10 protein-coding genes, 2 tRNA genes and 2 rRNA genes are annotated in these 16,547 nt (G+C 56.3%); 9 read left to right on the forward strand and 5 right to left on the reverse strand.

What is annotated here, in order from left to right; genetic code table 11:
- Positions 1-67: 67 nt before the first annotated feature.
- From HG264_RS14965 to fmdA, 5 genes are all read right to left on the reverse strand, one after another.
- Positions 68-1,126, reverse strand: coding sequence for an AAA family ATPase (locus HG264_RS14965; RefSeq protein ID WP_169408375.1), 1,059 nt, complete (start codon positions 1,124-1,126; stop codon positions 68-70).
- Positions 1,127-1,191: 65 nt separating this feature from the next.
- Complete coding sequence (locus HG264_RS14970) at positions 1,192-2,238, reverse strand: aliphatic amidase (RefSeq protein ID WP_169408376.1); 1,047 nt, start codon at positions 2,236-2,238, stop codon at positions 1,192-1,194.
- A gap of 24 nt (positions 2,239-2,262) precedes the next feature.
- Complete coding sequence (locus HG264_RS14975) at positions 2,263-3,900, reverse strand: sigma 54-interacting transcriptional regulator (RefSeq protein ID WP_169408377.1); 1,638 nt, start codon at positions 3,898-3,900, stop codon at positions 2,263-2,265.
- A gap of 55 nt (positions 3,901-3,955) precedes the next feature.
- The gene (locus HG264_RS14980; RefSeq protein ID WP_169408378.1) at positions 3,956-4,279 is read right to left on the reverse strand and encodes a zinc ribbon domain-containing protein; all 324 of its coding nucleotides are present in this window, start codon (positions 4,277-4,279) and stop codon (positions 3,956-3,958) included.
- 71 nt (positions 4,280-4,350) lie between these two features.
- Positions 4,351-5,580 (reverse strand): formamidase, encoded by a 1,230-nt coding sequence (gene fmdA, locus HG264_RS14985; protein WP_169408379.1) that lies wholly within the window; start codon positions 5,578-5,580, stop codon positions 4,351-4,353.
- 441 nt (positions 5,581-6,021) lie between these two features.
- Between fmdA and urtA the strand changes: the two genes are divergently transcribed.
- The 9 genes from urtA to HG264_RS15030 all read left to right on the forward strand — a co-directional run bounded on the left by urtA (position 6,022) and on the right by HG264_RS15030 (position 16,458).
- Positions 6,022-7,266, forward strand: coding sequence for an urea ABC transporter substrate-binding protein (urtA, locus tag HG264_RS14990; protein ID WP_169408380.1), 1,245 nt, complete (start codon positions 6,022-6,024; stop codon positions 7,264-7,266).
- 66 nt (positions 7,267-7,332) lie between these two features.
- On the forward strand, positions 7,333-8,253 hold the full coding sequence (gene urtB / locus HG264_RS14995; protein ID WP_169408381.1) for an urea ABC transporter permease subunit UrtB: 921 nt from the start codon (positions 7,333-7,335) through the stop codon (positions 8,251-8,253).
- Positions 8,254-8,280: 27 nt separating this feature from the next.
- A complete protein-coding gene (gene urtC / locus HG264_RS15000; RefSeq protein WP_169408382.1) occupies positions 8,281-9,447 on the forward strand; it encodes an urea ABC transporter permease subunit UrtC in 1,167 nt (388 codons plus the stop codon).
- A complete protein-coding gene (urtD, locus tag HG264_RS15005; RefSeq protein WP_169408383.1) occupies positions 9,444-10,184 on the forward strand; it encodes an urea ABC transporter ATP-binding protein UrtD in 741 nt (246 codons plus the stop codon). The genes urtC and urtD overlap by 4 nt, the downstream gene beginning before the upstream one ends.
- A gap of 12 nt (positions 10,185-10,196) precedes the next feature.
- Positions 10,197-10,886: an urea ABC transporter ATP-binding subunit UrtE gene (gene urtE / locus HG264_RS15010; protein ID WP_169408384.1), complete on the forward strand. Its 690-nt coding sequence runs from the start codon at positions 10,197-10,199 to the stop codon at positions 10,884-10,886.
- A gap of 606 nt (positions 10,887-11,492) precedes the next feature.
- Positions 11,493-13,029: ribosomal RNA gene (locus tag HG264_RS15015) — 16S ribosomal RNA — on the forward strand.
- Between the two features lie 64 nt (positions 13,030-13,093).
- Positions 13,094-13,170, forward strand: a tRNA-Ile gene (locus tag HG264_RS15020).
- Positions 13,171-13,196: 26 nt separating this feature from the next.
- Positions 13,197-13,272: transfer RNA gene (locus tag HG264_RS15025), tRNA-Ala, on the forward strand.
- A gap of 295 nt (positions 13,273-13,567) precedes the next feature.
- Positions 13,568-16,458, forward strand: a 23S ribosomal RNA gene (locus HG264_RS15030).
- The 16S and 23S rRNA genes sit together here with 2 tRNA genes alongside, the layout of an rRNA operon.
- Positions 16,459-16,547 lie beyond the last annotated feature (89 nt).

Raw genomic sequence — 16,547 nt, forward strand, 5'->3', positions numbered from 1 at the left:
TTCGGCGGGTTTTTTTGTGCCTGCTGATCAGGCCTGGATGTTCGATCGAGCAGCCAGTGTTCATGCTTCAGGGACTGTCTGAACCGAGCAGGCTTAGCTGTATGCCGTCCTGACCAAGCGATGCCTGAATGACGTTGCCGGCTTTCCGGTCCGGATGATCCAGCAGTAGGCGTGCCACTGCCGGCTCCAGATGATGACGGAAGGCACGCGCCATGGAGCGTGCGCCGTAGCGTCGATCGAAGCCCTGTTTGCCCAGCCAGTCGTGAAGCTCCGGGGTGAGCATCAGCTGCGAGTGGTGCCGGGCCAGGCGCTGATTCAAACGGACCAGTGCCAGATTTACCAGCTCCCCTACCTGCTCCGTACCGAGCCGCTGAAAGTGCACGCGGTGGTCGATGCGGTTGATGAACTCCGGCGAGAATTGCTTTTCCAGCGCCCGGTCGACCAGTTTCGCTTCCTGGCGTAGCTGCCATTGAGCGGGCGTCCATTTTCGCCAGCCCTGTTGCTGGCGCTGTTGATAAGTCCACAGCGCCTCGGCGCCGACGTTGCTGGTCATGAAAATCACACTGTTGCGAAAATCCAGTGTGGAAGTGCCGGAACTGAGGCGTAGCTGGCCGTTATCAAAGATGTTCATCAGGGCCCGGACGACCGGCTCGCTGGCCTTTTCAAGCTCATCGAACAGGACGATTCCCGGAGCGCTGTAACTGCCTTCGATTGCAGTTTTGTCGAACAGCGTTGTGCCTTCCTTGCTGCCGACATAGCCGGGCGGGGCGCCGGTAAGGGAGGCGGCGTAGTGTTCCTGGGCCAGGGTGTTCATATCAATCCGACACAGCGCATCGGCTTTGCCATGAATCGCCTCGGCAAGCAGGCGCACGGTTTCGGTCTTGCCCACGCCGGTGGGGCCCATGAGCAGAACCACCGCGAGCGGTTTACGCGGATCGCCGAGTTCGGCCTTGATCACCATCAGGCTGTCTTCAATGGTGTCGAGGGCGGCATCCTGGCCGACAATACGCGAGCGCAGCAGCGTCATGACCTGCTGCGGCTCAAAGCGAAAACGCGAGGTGCGCGTTAGCGGCAAGGTGCTGCTGGCGCGTTGGTTCTGCACCAGCACGTCATTGATAAAGGGCATGTTTTTGGTCCTTGTCCGAGCCTGCATGGGACCGTGAAAACGGCCCCGTTGAGCCGCAGCTCAATTCAGGCACCGGCTTCCCGGTCGCGTCCAGGTTGGGGAAGTTCGCCGACCGGGCAGTCAGCGACGCCGATGGTGCCGCGGGTCATCTTCTCGACATCGTCGCGCGCCTTTTCCGCATCCAGCACCCAGGTGCGGTAGAAGTCGAACGGACAATCCGCCACGCCGCGATCGCCGTCGCCAGAGTTGTACATGCCGGTGTAGCCGCGGTGCAGCAGCTTGAACAGGTGATTCTGTGATTGATCGTTGGCGCGTGCGTCGCGGATCTGCGAGACGGACAGTTGCGCGTACTGGATGCCCATTTCCTCTTCGCCGCATTCGCCCAGGGTGCGGCCGTCGAAGCCGATGATCGCCGAATGACCGAAGTAGGAATACACGCCATCGAAGCCGGCGGCGTTGGCCACGGCAACGTAGCAATTGTTCGCCCAGGCCATGCTTTTGGACATCATCACCTGTTGTTCCTTGGCAGGGTACATGTAGCCCTGGCAGCGCACGATCAGTTCGGCACCCTTCATCGCGCAGTCGCGCCAGATTTCCGGGTAATTGCCGTCGTCGCAGATGATCAGGCTGATCTTCATGCCCTTGGGGCCTTCGGTCACATAGGTGCGGTCGCCGGGATACCAGCCTTCGATCGGACACCAGGGAATACATTTGCGGTATTTCTGCACAATTTCGCCCTGGTCGTTGATCAGCACCAGCGTGTTGTAGGGTGCCTTGTGCGGATGTTCCTCGTGCTGCTCGCCGGTCAGCGAGAAGATGCCCCAGGTACGGGCCTGTTTGCAGGCTTCACTGAAAATGCGCGTTTCGTCGCCCGGGATGGTGGTGGCCGTGGCCATCATCTCCTCGTTGTCATACATGATGCCCATGGTGCTGTACTCCGGAAACACCACCAGATCCATACCGGGCAGGCCCTGTTTCATGCCGATGATCATGTCCGCTATCCTGCGGGCGTTATCGAGGACGTCCCCTTTGGTGTGCAGGCGGGGCATCTTGTAGTTGACGACCGCCACGCCCACTGTGTCCGGGCTGCTTGATATATCACCGTGTCGCATTGGTTCTACTCCGTATTGAGTGGGTCAGATATGTGGGCGTTCGATGCCCAGTTTGCTGACCCGGTAGCGAAGCTGCCTGAGACTTATATTCAGTCGCCGGGCCGCTTCGGATTGGTTGTTGTTGGTCAGCGCGAGCATGCTGCGGATGACCTCTGCTTCGTCCTGCTGCACCCAGTTATAGGAACGGCTGTAACTGCGCCCGTTATTCCCAGCTCTCGTTTCGGGAACCGGCTCTGACAGGTGCGGCAGGGTTTTGGATTTCTGCGGAATGGTTATGGCGCTTTCCGAGGCGAGGCTCTGGCGGAGCTGCTCTCCATTGATCAAGTCCTGATCACTCGTCAGAGCGGTGCGTTCCAGCACGTTCTGCAGCTGGCGGATGTTGCCCGGCCAGTCGAACTGTTCCAGCACGGCAAAGGCATCAGCGGCCAGGCTCCAGTTGCGTTCGTAGTGATGATTGAGTTCGTTGAGAAAGTGCAGTGCCAGCTGCCGGATATCATCCTGGCGATCACGCAGGGGCGGGAGGTGCACCGGCACCACGTGCAATCGGTAGAACAGATCCAGGCGGAAATTGCCCTGATTGACCGATTCCTGCAGGTTTACGTGCGTGGCAGTAATCACCCTGAAGTCCACCGGAACCGACTGCATGCTGCCGATAGGGTCGACCTTCTTTTCCTGCAGCACGCGCAAAAGCTTGGATTGCAGCGCGAGGGGCATGTCGCCGATCTCGTCGAGGAACAGCGTGCCCCGGTCGGCCTGGATGATCTTGCCCAGTTTGCTTTGCGAAGCCCCAGTGAACGCACCTTTGACATGCCCGAACAACTCGGACTCCAGAAGGTCGGCTGGAATCGCGGCGCAGTTTATGCAAATGAATGGCTGTTCCCGGCGGTCGCTTTGCTGGTGGATCATGCGCGCGAACTTTTCCTTGCCTGTGCCCGACTCACCCAGCAGCATTACCGGCGCATCGCTGCGCGCGACCTGAATCGCCGAACGCACCGCGTCCATCAGTGCCTGGCTGGTGCCGAGAATGCCGTGCGCAAGGCTCTGTTTGAGCATGCCCTCGACGGCGATGCTATGGCGCAAATGCTGGTTCTCCTTCACCAGATGAGCAGTCTGCTCTACGACGAAGCTATGAATGCGCAACAGCTGACCGATCATCGCCGCCGCCACGCGCAGCAGGCTGATGTCGTTATCGAAGGGCCGTTCGTGTAGTCCTTCACGCTGCACCGACAGTACGCCAATCGGCGTTCCGGTCTCGAGAATGGGTATGGCGATAAAGGCCATGCGACCGCCACGATGATGGGACAGCTCGGTAATACGGCGGATGAACAAAGGCTCCTTATCTACATCAGGTACCAGTCCGATCGAGCCCGTACGCATGACGTAGCCGGTTACCCCTTCGTTGAAGTTGAGGTTGAAGCGCCCGGCCTTGAGATCGTCAATCGACAGGCCGTAGGAATAACGCACCTGAAGGGTGCTGGTGGCCGCGTCCGGTAGGCTGACCCGGCCACAATTCAGGCCATATAGCTGTGACAGCAACCGGAGCAGGCCTTGAATCGTGCGCGGCGCGTCCAGCGGTTTCTCCATCAGCTTGGCCATTTCCAGGATGACCACCAGTTCACGCTTCATCTGTTGGGTTATCCGTTCCGGGGAGGAAATCATCATGCTGTGCAAGCTCCGGTATCTGGGCTGAACGCGCCCCGGTCCGGCTGCGCAGCGGTTAGTGGCTGATCATCCAGGGACGGCGGGGGCCGGTTTGTTGCTTGAGCGCCGGCGGTTGTCCATCGGCACGCGGTGTATGGCTACAGGAACCGGAGCTGCAACAACTGTGCCCGTGGCTGAGCTTCGGCGCATGGGCGCTGCGCTCGTTGGTCTCGTGCGCAGTGCGTTGTTGCGTGTTGAGGATCTGCAGGCGTGGCGCGCACACGAGCCGCTGCATGGTGTGCCCGCAGTCAGGACAGTCGCGCGGCTCGTCGCGCTGGGCACTGGGCAATAGCGCTTCGAAGACCCCGCACGCAGGGCAATCAAAATCATAGATAGGCATGTTCATGCTTCCTGACGGTGCAAAGAGGGCTGACGGGTTGCTCCATGACGGAGCAACCTTCCAGCAACGCTTTATTTGTTCCAGATGGCCGTGGGTATTTCGTCGCCGCTGACGGCGATGGTCGGGCCGTCTGCGTTGGGCTGGATGTCGAAGTCGAATATCTCGGTGGGTATCCACACCGTTGCGCAGACGTTGGGCACGTCGACGATGCCGCTGATGTGCCCCTGCACCGGCGCGGTGCCAAGAATGGAGTAGGCCTGTGCGCCGCTGTAGCCGAATTTTTTCAGATACTCGATGGCATTCAGGCAGGCCTGGCGGTAGGCGACGTGGGCATCCAGATAATGCTGCTTGCCACTTTCATCCACCGATATGCCTTCGAAAATGAGATGTTTCTTGTAGCCGGGTGAGAGATCGCTGGGCTGGAAGATCGGGTTCTTCACGCCGTATTTCTTCACGCCATCCTTGATCAGGTTCACTCTGATATGAATCCAGCCGGCCATTTCAATGGCACCGCAGAAGGTGATTTCGCCGTCGCCCTGGGAGAAGTGCAGATCGCCCATCGACAGACCTCCGCCTTTGACATAGACGGGGAAGAACACACGCGAGCCCTTGGTCAGATCCTTGATATCGCAGTTGCCGCCGTGCTCGCGGGGCGGGACGGTGCGGGCACCTTCCGCAGCAATCTTGCTGGCGACATCGCCGGTGGCGCGGCCCACATGCGCAGTGGGTGCGTAGGGTGGGTTGGCCAGGGCCGGGACGCGCTCGGGGTCAGTATCGATCAACGCCTGTTCACGCTTGTTCCATTCATCCAGCAGCTCCTGCGATGGCAGGCAGCCGATCAGGCCCGGATGCATCAGGCCGATGAATTCGACCCCGGGAATATGGCGGGACTTGGTATAGATGCCGTTGAAGTCCCAGATGGTCTTGCGCGCTTCGGGAAAATGCTCGGTTAGAAAGCCCCCGCCGTTCTGCTTGGCGAACAGGCCGTTGAAGCCCCACATCTGATCGGCGAAGGCGCCGATGTCCAGAATATCGACAACCAGCAGGTCGCCCGGCTCGGCGCCCTCGACCGCTACCGGGCCACTGAGGTAGTGCACCTTGCTCAGATCGACATCCCGCACGTCTTCGGCGCTGTCGTTATTGGCGATCTGACCGCCAGTCCAGTCCATACATTCGATGATGAAGTCCGCACCGGGTTTGACGGTGGCCACCATGGGCACGTCCGGGTGCCAGCGGTTATGAATGTTGTCGTGTTCCTTTGGGCTCTTGCTCAGGTCGATCTTGATCAGTGTTTCAGCCATGACAGGGGCATCCTCTGTTTATGTCGCGTTTCGGTCCGGTGAATCCGTCCGGTATGACGCATAGAGCAGATGCCGTGCCAGCTTTGTCATCGGCATATAAAAATGTTTAAAAACAATAGGTTGTCTTAAGAATGTCAGATGTGAACAGCAGGCCTGCCGGCGCCTGGATGACAATGTCGAAGGTTGCACCATGACAATGACATGACAATGTCAGCACGAGCCATTTCGGAGCACGCCGTACCTGGCTGCGGTGAAGAGGGGAGGGCTTGCGTCAGCAATATAAATCTCTCCTATTACAACGGCTTAGCTGTGCGGCGGATAAAAACCGCAGCATGAAACACGGAGGTGGCACAGGGGTTGCTCTGGGTGGGTTCAACAGGCGAGTGAAGCGGGGGACTGGACGTGCTCGCCGGTTACATCCATACCAAGGAGAAGCACCTCATGCATGACTCTAATCGCAAGACGCCGGCGTGGAAGCGCCATCTGCTGGCAGTTGCCCTGGGCGCTGGTCTGGGCTTCGCTGGCGCCGCCGGCGCGGCGGAGCACCCGACCGACAAGGTCAACACGACAGGCCTGGCTGTTAACGATGACACCGTAAAGGTCGGCATCCTGCACTCGATCACCGGCACCATGGCCATCAGCGAAACCGGTTCGGTCGAAGCTGAAAAACTCGCCATCGAACAGATCAACGCGATGGGCGGCGTGCTGGGCCGCAAGATTGAAGTGGTTCAGGAAGACGGCGCGAGCGACTGGCCAACCTTCGCCGAGAAGTCCCGCAAGCTTCTCACCCAGGACAAGGTTGCTGCGGTGTTCGGTTGCTGGACCTCGGCCTCGCGTAAAGCAGTACTGCCTGTCTTCGAAAAGGAGAACGGCCTGCTGTACTACCCGACTTTTTATGAAGGCCTCGAGCAGTCGAAAAACGTGATCTACACCGGCCAGGAGGCGACCCAGCAAAACCTCGCCGGACTGGACTGGGTGGCCAAGGAAAAAGGTGCCAAGACCTACTACCTCGTCGGTTCGGATTACATCTGGCCGCGCACCTCGAACAAGATTGCCCGCAAGCATATCGAGAACGTACTCGGCGGCGAAGTGATCGGCGAAGAGTATTACCCGCTGGGCAATACCAACTTTGGATCGCTGATCAACAAGATCCGCCTCAAGAAACCCGATGTGGTGTACGCGAGCATCGTCGGTGGTTCCAACGTGGCCTGGTGGAAGCAGCTCAAGGCTGCCGGCATTACACCAGAGCGCCAGACCATCGTGACCATCTCGGTTACCGAAGACGAAGTGTTGGGCATCGGCGGCGAGAACATTGCCGGCTACTACTCCTCGATGAAGTATTTCCAGTCGCTGGAAAACGACAACAACGCTGAGTTCGTCAAGGCGTTCAAGGCGCGTTGGGGTGAAGACAGCGTGATCGGCGACGTGACGCAGGCTGCTTATCTCGGGCCGTGGTTGTGGAAAGCCGCTGTCGAGAAAGCTGGCACCTTTGACGTCGACGCTGTGGCTGCCGCTTCTGCCGGAATCGAGCTGGAAACCGCTCCGGAAGGCTACGTGAAAGTGCACGACAACCATCACCTGTGGAGCAAGCTGCGCATTGGTCAGTGGAAGGCTGATGGCCAGGCTGAAGTGGTTTACGAATCAGAGCTGATCGAACCGAACCCATTCCCGGAAGGCTACCAGTAAGCCGCCGCGTCACTTAGCAGGTGCGGCCGGCAACGGTCGCACCACCGGTAAATCAGGAGAACGATCATGGGCGGTTATTCAGGGCAGGAGCTCACGGCCATCTTTGTTATGCAGGGGTTCAGTGGCCTGAGTCTTTTCTGCGTCTTTCTGTTGATGGCCCTGGGTCTGGCCATCATTTTCGGGCAGATGGGCGTTATCAACATGGCTCACGGGGAATTTCTGACCCTGGGAGCATACATCACCTGGCTGGTGTCCGAGCTGGCCAGCACATCGCCCTGGTTGCAACAGGCGTACTTTCCTTTCGCTATTGTGGCAGCCTTTGCCGGAGCCTTCCTCCTCGGCTACATCGTCGAAAGGGTGATGATCAGCCGTTTGTACCATCGTCCGCTGGACACGCTGTTGGCGACCTGGGGGCTGGGGTTGATTCTTCAGCAGATCTATCGCTCGACATTTGGTCCGCGTGAAGTGAGCGTCAGCATGCCCGACTGGCTGATGGGCTCATGGGCACCAAGCGACATGATCGACATTCCGCTCAACGGGTTGTTTGTCATGGGCGTTACCCTGCTGATGACCTTGGGCGTCGTCATCATGATGTACCGCTCGCGCTGGGGCATCAAACTGCGTGCGACCACGCAGAACCGGCTGATGGCAAACGCGGCTGGCATCAATACCAAGCGAGTTGACCGTTTTACCTTTGCTTTGGGTTGCGGCATCGCCGGAGTCGCCGGCGCGGCGTTTACCACTATCGCATCCACGGGTCCCACTACCGGCTCCCTCTATATAGTGGATACCTTCCTGGTGGTGGTATTTGGCGGCGCGGCAAGCCTGCTGGGCACAGTGGTGTCAGCCTTCGGTATCGCGCAATCGCAGTCCATTCTCGAATTCTTCCTCAGCGGCTCAATGGCCAAGGTAATCACCTTGCTGGTAGTCGTCGGGATTCTGATGTTCCGTCCCCAGGGACTCTTTGCAAGCAAGGTGCGCCGCTGATTGGCGCGCCGGCTGGAGGTTATTTGAATGCAAAACTGGATAAGCGCTTTCGGGGGGCGGCAGCGTTTGCTGCAATTAGCCGCGCTGGCCGTCTTGTTGCTGGTCGTGCTGCCGCTGACGCTGGATATCTTTCGTCTGAATCTGATCGGTAAGTATCTGACCTACGCCTTTGTCGCGGTCGGATTGGTGTTGTGTTGGGGGTACGGTGGCGTGCTCAGCCTGGGGCAGGGCGTGTTCTTCGGCCTGGGTGGTTATTGCATGGCGATGTTCCTGAAGCTCGAAGCATCGAGCCCGGAGAATACGGCCATTCAGAGCACTCCGGGTATTCCGGATTTCATGGACTGGAACCAGATTACCGAGCTACCGGTTTTCTGGATGCCCTTCCACAGTCTGACGTTGACCATTCTGTTGATTCTGACTGTGCCGGCACTGTTCGCATTCGTTATCGGCGTCGCCATGTTCAAGCGACGGGTCGGTGGGGTTTACTTCGCGATCATCACCCAGGCTATCGCCTCGATCGCGACTATTCTGATCATCGGACAACAAGGTTTCACCGGTGGCATCAACGGAATCACTGACCTGCGCACGCTGTTGGGATGGGATATCCGACCGGACAGCGCGAAGTACATATTGTATTTCCTCTGCTGCGCGCTGCTGATCATCTGTCTGCTGATAGGTCAGTTCGTACTCAGTAGCCGCTACGGAAAACTGCTTATCGCCATGCGCGACCAGGAAGACCGGGTGCGGTTTTCCGGTTACGACGTAGCCAATATCAAAATCTTCGTCTTCGCGCTGGCCGGCATCTTCTCGGCAATCGGCGGCGCCATGTTCGCGCTGCAGGTCGGCTTCATGTCGCCCTCGTTCGTGGGCACGGTCGTCTCCATCGAGATGGTGATTTTCTGTGCAGTTGGCGGGCGTCTTTCGCTGATCGGCGCGGTGTATGGTGCCTTGCTGGTCAACCTGGCCAAGACGCTGCTGTCGGAAAGCTTTCCCCAGTTGTGGATCATCTTCATGGGTGCGCTGTTTATCGGCGTGGTCCTGCTGTTTCCGCGTGGTTTGGCGGGGCTATATGGCGACTTCGTGCAGCCGCATATCGATCGGTTTCTTGCCTCCCGTCGTAAGCCGGTAGCCATCAAGCGCGAGCAGACAATCGAACCCGCTCCCAGTAGCAAGCCGCAGGAGGTGACGTCATGAGTGCCCCGATTCTATTGGCCGTCGAAGATCTCACCGTCTCCTTTGATGGATTCAAGGCCGTCGATGGGCTGAACCTGTATGTCGAGCGCAACGAGGTTAGGGTCGTGATCGGCCCGAATGGCGCGGGCAAGACCACGCTGCTGGATCTTATCTGCGGCAAAACCCGTGCTACATCAGGCTCGATCAAGTTCAAAGACACCGAGCTCACCAAGCTGGCAGAGAACAATATCGTTAAGGCGGGCGTAGGGAGGAAATTTCAGACACCGTCGATCTACGAAAATCTGACGGTTCGGGAAAATCTGGAGCTGTCCTACCCCACCGGACGTTCGGTGTTTGGCAGTCTGTTCTTCAAGGTCACCGAGCAGGTGCGCGAGCGGGTTGAAGCGGTCGCAGATGATATTTTCCTGATCGACCGGCTCGATACCAGCGCCGGACTGCTCAGTCACGGCCAGAAACAGTGGCTGGAGATCGGCATGCTACTGATTCAGGACCCGGAGTTGTTAATGCTCGACGAGCCGGTGGCCGGCATGAGCGTCTCGGAGCGCGAGGCGACGGCGGACCTGTTGCGGCGTATCAGCCAGAACCGCTCGGTTATCGTCATCGAACACGATATGGACTTCGTCAAGGATATCGCGCACCGGGTAACCGTATTGCACCAGGGCAAGTTACTGGCTGAAGGCAAGATGGATGACGTGCAGCGAAACGAGAAAGTCATTGAAGTCTACCTTGGCCACTAGGGGGGTACGAACATGTTGAATGTTAACGAGCTGCGCGTCAGTTACGGCATGAGCGAAGTCATCCACGGCATCTCGCTGAATGTGGGGGCAAACGAAACCGTCGCGATTATGGGCCGCAACGGGATGGGCAAGACCACTCTGTTCAAGTCGTTGATCGGGATGTTGCCGAGCACGGCAGGTGAAATCCGGTTCCAGGGTGATGATCTGGCCCGGGCTGAGTCCTACCAGCGCGTCGCCAAGGGTATCGCCTATGTGCCGCAGGGCAGGATGGTGTTTCCTACGCTCACCGTGGAGGAAAATATCAAGGCCGGCCTGGAAGCTTCAGGGCGGAAGAAAGTACCGAATGACATCTATGAGCTATTCCCGGTGCTATTCGATATGCGCCATCGGAAAGCCGGAAACCTTTCCGGTGGTCAACAACAACAGCTGGCTATCGGACGTGCGCTTGCGGCTGATCCGAAAGTACTGTTGTTGGATGAACCTACTGAGGGCATCCAGCCTTCTATAATCAAGCAGCTCGCGGTGACGCTGAATGAGATCAAACAGCTGCGCAAGATTAGCATCGTGGTATCAGAGCAGGTGCTCAGTTTCGCCACAGCTGTGGCGGATCGCATGCTGGTAATTGACAAGGGGCGGATCGTCCACGAAGCGCAAGGTGAACAGATCGACAAGGCCTACATCAGTAAATTCCTCTCCGTGTGATCGCAGGACCCGCCCGTTTCCAAGCGATAGGGACGGGCTCCCTTCTTTTTAATCAAAAAGTTCGATTTGCGTCTTGACGGCAAATCTCACAGGCCTATAATGCGCGTCTCCCAAGTCAGGGCGCTACGGAATAAGTGCTTAGTAATCAATAAGTTAGCGATAATTTAGTGATTGACAGGCTGGGAAGAAGGCGTAGAATACGCCGCTCTGCGAAGGGCTGGATGGATCGGTTGTTCGCGGCGATGAGATGACTCATCAAGGTTTACGGAAGGTGTTGACAGCGAGTTTGGCTCCTGTAGAATGCGCCTCCCTGGCACGGAACAGCAGCGCTGTTCAGGCCACTCAGGCAACAAGTGAAGCAGCAAAAATACTTCACAAAATTGCTTGACGGATCAGAAGGTTAGCGTAGAATACGCGGCCTTGGTCAGGCGGAAACGCCGGCCGAATCGCTCTTTAACAATCTGAATCAAGTAATTCGTGTGGGTGCTTGCTGAATTGCTCGATGATCGCAAGATTATCAGCCAAGCAAGTTGCTCTGTGAATTCATCGAGTTTATTTGTAAAGCTGAGCCAAGTTTAGGGTTTTCTCAAAACCCAAGCAGTTTTTTAACTGAAGAGTTTGATCATGGCTCAGATTGAACGCTGGCGGCAGGCCTAACACATGCAAGTCGAGCGGTAGAGAGAAGCTTGCTTCTCTTGAGAGCGGCGGACGGGTGAGTAATACCTGGGAATCTGCCTGATAGTGGGGGATAACGTCCGGAAACGGGCGCTAATACCGCGTACGTCCTACGGGAGAAAGCAGGGGATCTTCGGACCTTGCGCTATCAGATGAGCCCAGGTCGGATTAGCTAGTTGGTGGGGTAATGGCTCACCAAGGCGACGATCCGTAACTGGTCTGAGAGGATGATCAGTCACACTGGAACTGAGACACGGTCCAGACTCCTACGGGAGGCAGCAGTGGGGAATATTGGACAATGGGCGAAAGCCTGATCCAGCCATGCCGCGTGTGTGAAGAAGGTCTTCGGATTGTAAAGCACTTTAAGTTGGGAGGAAGGGTTGTTGCCTAATACGTAGCAACTTTGACGTTACCAACAGAATAAGCACCGGCTAACTCTGTGCCAGCAGCCGCGGTAATACAGAGGGTGCAAGCGTTAATCGGAATTACTGGGCGTAAAGCGCGCGTAGGTGGTTCAGTAAGATGGGTGTGAAATCCCCGGGCTCAACCTGGGAACTGCTTTCATAACTGCTGAACTAGAGTACGGTAGAGGGTAGTGGAATTTCCTGTGTAGCGGTGAAATGCGTAGATATAGGAAGGAACACCAGTGGCGAAGGCGACTACCTGGACTGATACTGACACTGAGGTGCGAAAGCGTGGGGAGCAAACAGGATTAGATACCCTGGTAGTCCACGCCGTAAACGATGTCAACTAGCCGTTGGGAACCTTGAGTTCTTAGTGGCGCAGCTAACGCACTAAGTTGACCGCCTGGGGAGTACGGTCGCAAGATTAAAACTCAAATGAATTGACGGGGGCCCGCACAAGCGGTGGAGCATGTGGTTTAATTCGAAGCAACGCGAAGAACCTTACCTGGCCTTGACATGCTGAGAACTTTCCAGAGATGGATTGGTGCCTTCGGGAACTCAGACACAGGTGCTGCATGGCTGTCGTCAGCTCGTGTCGTGAGATGTTGGGTTAAGTCCCGTAACGAGCGCAACCCTTGTCCTTAGTTACCAGCACATAATGGTGGGCACTCTAAGGAGACTGCCGGTGACAAACCGGAGGAAGGTGGGGATGACGTCAAGTCATCATGGCCCTTACGGCCAGGGCTACACACGTGCTACAATGGGCGGTACAAAGGGTTGCCAAGCCGCGAGGTGGAGCTAATCCCGAAAAACCGTTCGTAGTCCGGATCGGAGTCTGCAACTCGACTCCGTGAAGTCGGAATCGCTAGTAATCGTGGATCAGAACGCCACGGTGAATACGTTCCCGGGCCTTGTACACACCGCCCGTCACACCATGGGAGTGGGTTGCACCAGAAGTAGCTAGTCTAACCTTCGGGAGGACGGTTACCACGGTGTGATTCATGACTGGGGTGAAGTCGTAACAAGGTAGCCGTAGGGGAACCTGCGGCTGGATCACCTCCTTAATCGATAGATCTCGACACTCTTCAAGCACTCACACGAATTACTTGATTCAAAAGAAAGGCGATTGGGTCTGTAGCTCAGTTGGTTAGAGCGCACCCCTGATAAGGGTGAGGTCGGCAGTTCGAATCTGCCCAGACCCACCAATTGTCGAGGTGCGACGGTTCTTAAAGGGGCCATAGCTCAGCTGGGAGAGCGCCTGCCTTGCACGCAGGAGGTCAGCGGTTCGATCCCGCTTGGCTCCACCAAGACAGACCGACGTACCGACGCAACAACAACGCCTTAGCTGGACCTAGAGTTCATACATGAATGATTGCCTCAGGGTAGATCATTGATGTCTGGTCTTTATACCAGCCGCTCTTTAAAAATTTGGGAAAGTGATAGAAGTAAGACAAGACATAGCACTGTGTTTCACTGCACAGGGTTATGGCTAAGGTAACTTGTAATCTCAACGCAAGTTCCGGATTGTCGTGAAATCATGTCGATATAACATGTGACTTCATCAGTCGCGCTGGCAACAGCACAGATTGTTTGGGGTTATATGGTCAAGTGAATAAGCGCATACGGTGGATGCCTTGGCAGTCAGAGGCGATGAAAGACGTTGTAGCCTGCGATAAGGTTCGGGGAGCTGGCAAACAAGCTATGATCCGGACATCTCTGAATGGGGAAACCCACCCAGCATAAGCTGGGTATCACACACTGAATACATAGGTGTGTGAGGCGAACCGGGGGAACTGAAACATCTAAGTACCCCGAGGAAAAGAAATCAACCGAGATTCCCCAAGTAGTGGCGAGCGAACGGGGAGCAGCCCTTAAGCAGTTTAGAGTTTAGTGGAACGCCCTGGAAATGGCGGCCGTAGTGGGTGATAGCCCCGTACACGAAAGGCTCTTAGCTGTGAAATCGAGTAGGACGGCGCACGTGAAACGTTGTCTGAACATGGGGGGACCATCCTCCAAGGCTAAATACTCCTGACTGACCGATAGTGAACCAGTACCGTGAGGGAAAGGCGAAAAGAACCCCTGTGAGGGGAGTGAAATAGAACCTGAAACCGTATGCGTACAAGCAGTGGGAGCGGACTTGTTCCGTGACTGCGTACCTTTTGTATAATGGGTCAGCGACTTATATTCTGTGGCGAGCTTAACCGTATAGGGGAGGCGTAGGGAAACCGAGTCTTAATAGGGCGAACAGTCGCAGGGTATAGACCCGAAACCGGGCGATCTATCCATGGGCAGGTTGAAGGTGCCGTAACAGGCACTGGAGGACCGAACCGACTACCGTTGAAAAGTTAGCGGATGACTTGTGGATAGGAGTGAAAGGCTAATCAAGCTCGGAGATAGCTGGTTCTCCTCGAAAGCTATTTAGGTAGCGCCTCGTGTATCACCACTGGGGGTAGAGCACTGTTTGGGCTAGGGGGTCATCCCGACTTACCAACCCCATGCAAACTCCGAATACCAGTGAGTGCGAGCACGGGAGACACACGGCGGGTGCTAACGTCCGTCGTGAAAAGGGAAACAACCCAGACCGTCAGCTAAGGTCCCAAAGTTATGGTTAAGTGGGAAACGATGTGGGAAGGCTTAGACAGCTAGGAGGTTGGCTTAGAAGCAGCCATCCTTTAAAGAAAGCGTAATAGCTCACTAGTCGAGTCGGCCTGCGCGGAAGATGTAACGGGGCTCAAACCATACACCGAAGCTACGGGTGCATCTTAGGATGTGCGGTAGAGGAGCGTTCTGTAAGCCTGTGAAGGTCAATTGAGAAGTTGGCTGGAGGTATCAGAAGTGCGAATGCTGACATGAGTAACGACAATGGGAGTGAAAAACTCCCACGCCGGAAGACCAAGGGTTCCTGCGCAACGTTAATCGACGCAGGGTGAGTCGACCCCTAAGGCGAGGCCGAAAGGCGTAGTCGATGGGAAACGGGTTAATATTCCCGTACTTCTAGTTACTGCGATGGGGGGACGGAGAAGGCTAGGCCAGCAAGGCGTTGGTTGTCCTTGTTTAAGGCGGTAGGCTGGGATCTTAGGTAAATCCGGGATCCTAAGGCCGAGAACCGATGACGAGCTTTCTTTTAAGAAAGCGAAGTGGTTGATGCCATGCTTCCAGGAAAAGCCTCTAAGCTTCAGGTAACTAGGAATCGTACCCCAAACCGACACAGGTGGTCAGGTAGAGAATACCAAGGCGCTTGAGAGAACTCGGGTGAAGGAACTAGGCAAAATGGCACCGTAACTTCGGGAGAAGGTGCGCCGGCTAGGGTGAAGGATTTACTCCGTAAGCTCTGGCTGGTCGAAGATACCAGGCCGCTGCAACTGTTTATTAAAAACACAGCACTCTGCAAACACGAAAGTGGACGTATAGGGTGTGACGCCTGCCCGGTGCCGGAAGGTTAATTGATGGGGTTAGCTTCGGCGAAGCTCTTGATCGAAGCCCCGGTAAACGGCGGCCGTAACTATAACGGTCCTAAGGTAGCGAAATTCCTTGTCGGGTAAGTTCCGACCTGCACGAATGGCGTAATGATGGCGGCGCTGTCTCCACCCGAGACTCAGTGAAATTGAAATCGCTGTGAAGATGCAGTGTATCCGCGGCTAGACGGAAAGACCCCGTGAACCTTTACTATAGCTTTGCACTGGACTTTGAATTTGCTTGTGTAGGATAGGTGGGAGGCTTTGAAGCGTGGACGCCAGTTCGCGTGGAGCCAACCTTGAAATACCACCCTGGCAACTTTGAGGTTCTAACTCTGGTCCGTTATCCGGATCGAGGACAGTGTATGGTGGGTAGTTTGACTGGGGCGGTCTCCTCCCAAAGAGTAACGGAGGAGTACGAAGGTGCGCTCAGCACGGTCGGAAATCGTGCGTAGAGTATAAAGGCAAAAGCGCGCTTGACTGCGAGACCAACACGTCGAGCAGGTACGAAAGTAGGTCTTAGTGATCCGGTGGTTCTGTATGGAAGGGCCATCGCTCAACGGATAAAAGGTACTCCGGGGATAACAGGCTGATACCGCCCAAGAGTTCATATCGACGGCGGTGTTTGGCACCTCGATGTCGGCTCATCACATCCTGGGGCTGAAGCCGGTCCCAAGGGTATGGCTGTTCGCCATTTAAAGTGGTACGCGAGCTGGGTTTAGAACGTCGTGAGACAGTTCGGTCCCTATCTGCCGTGGACGTTTGAGATTTGAGAGGGGCTGCTCCTAGTACGAGAGGACCGGAGTGGACGAACCTCTGGTGTTCCGGTTGTCACGCCAGTGGCATTGCCGGGTAGCTACGTTCGGAAGAGATAACCGCTGAAAGCATCTAAGCGGGAAACTTGCCTCAAGATGAGATCTCACCGGGAGCTTGACTCCCCTGAAGGGCCGTCGAAGACTACGACGTTGATAGGCTGGGTGTGTAAGCGTTGCAAGGCGTTGAGCTAACCAGTACTAATTGCCCGTGTGGCTTGACCATATAACACCCAAGCAATTTACCGTGTTATACAAGATACCGATTGAACGACAGTCTGGAACTGCAGAGATGACAGTTACCACCTTGTCCGA

The sequence above is a fragment of the Pseudomonas sp. gcc21 genome (assembly GCF_012844345.1).
Taxonomy (GTDB): domain Bacteria; phylum Pseudomonadota; class Gammaproteobacteria; order Pseudomonadales; family Pseudomonadaceae; genus Halopseudomonas.

Bases quoted from the DNA above. Each gene is read 5' to 3' on its own strand.
- HG264_RS14965 (WP_169408375.1), bottom strand. From the start codon at position 1,126: ATGCCCTTTATCAATGACGTGCTGGTGCAGAACCAACGCGCCAGCAGC.
- HG264_RS14970 (WP_169408376.1), bottom strand. From the start codon at position 2,238: ATGCGACACGGTGATATATCAAGCAGCCCGGACACAGTGGGCGTGGCG.
- HG264_RS14975 (WP_169408377.1), bottom strand. From the start codon at position 3,900: ATGATGATTTCCTCCCCGGAACGGATAACCCAACAGATGAAGCGTGAA.
- HG264_RS14980 (WP_169408378.1), bottom strand. From the start codon at position 4,279: ATGCCTATCTATGATTTTGATTGCCCTGCGTGCGGGGTCTTCGAAGCG.
- fmdA (WP_169408379.1), bottom strand. From the start codon at position 5,580: ATGGCTGAAACACTGATCAAGATCGACCTGAGCAAGAGCCCAAAGGAA.
- urtA (WP_169408380.1), top strand. From the start codon at position 6,022: ATGCATGACTCTAATCGCAAGACGCCGGCGTGGAAGCGCCATCTGCTG.
- urtB (WP_169408381.1), top strand. From the start codon at position 7,333: ATGGGCGGTTATTCAGGGCAGGAGCTCACGGCCATCTTTGTTATGCAG.
- urtC (WP_169408382.1), top strand. From the start codon at position 8,281: ATGCAAAACTGGATAAGCGCTTTCGGGGGGCGGCAGCGTTTGCTGCAA.
- urtD (WP_169408383.1), top strand. From the start codon at position 9,444: ATGAGTGCCCCGATTCTATTGGCCGTCGAAGATCTCACCGTCTCCTTT.
- urtE (WP_169408384.1), top strand. From the start codon at position 10,197: ATGTTGAATGTTAACGAGCTGCGCGTCAGTTACGGCATGAGCGAAGTC.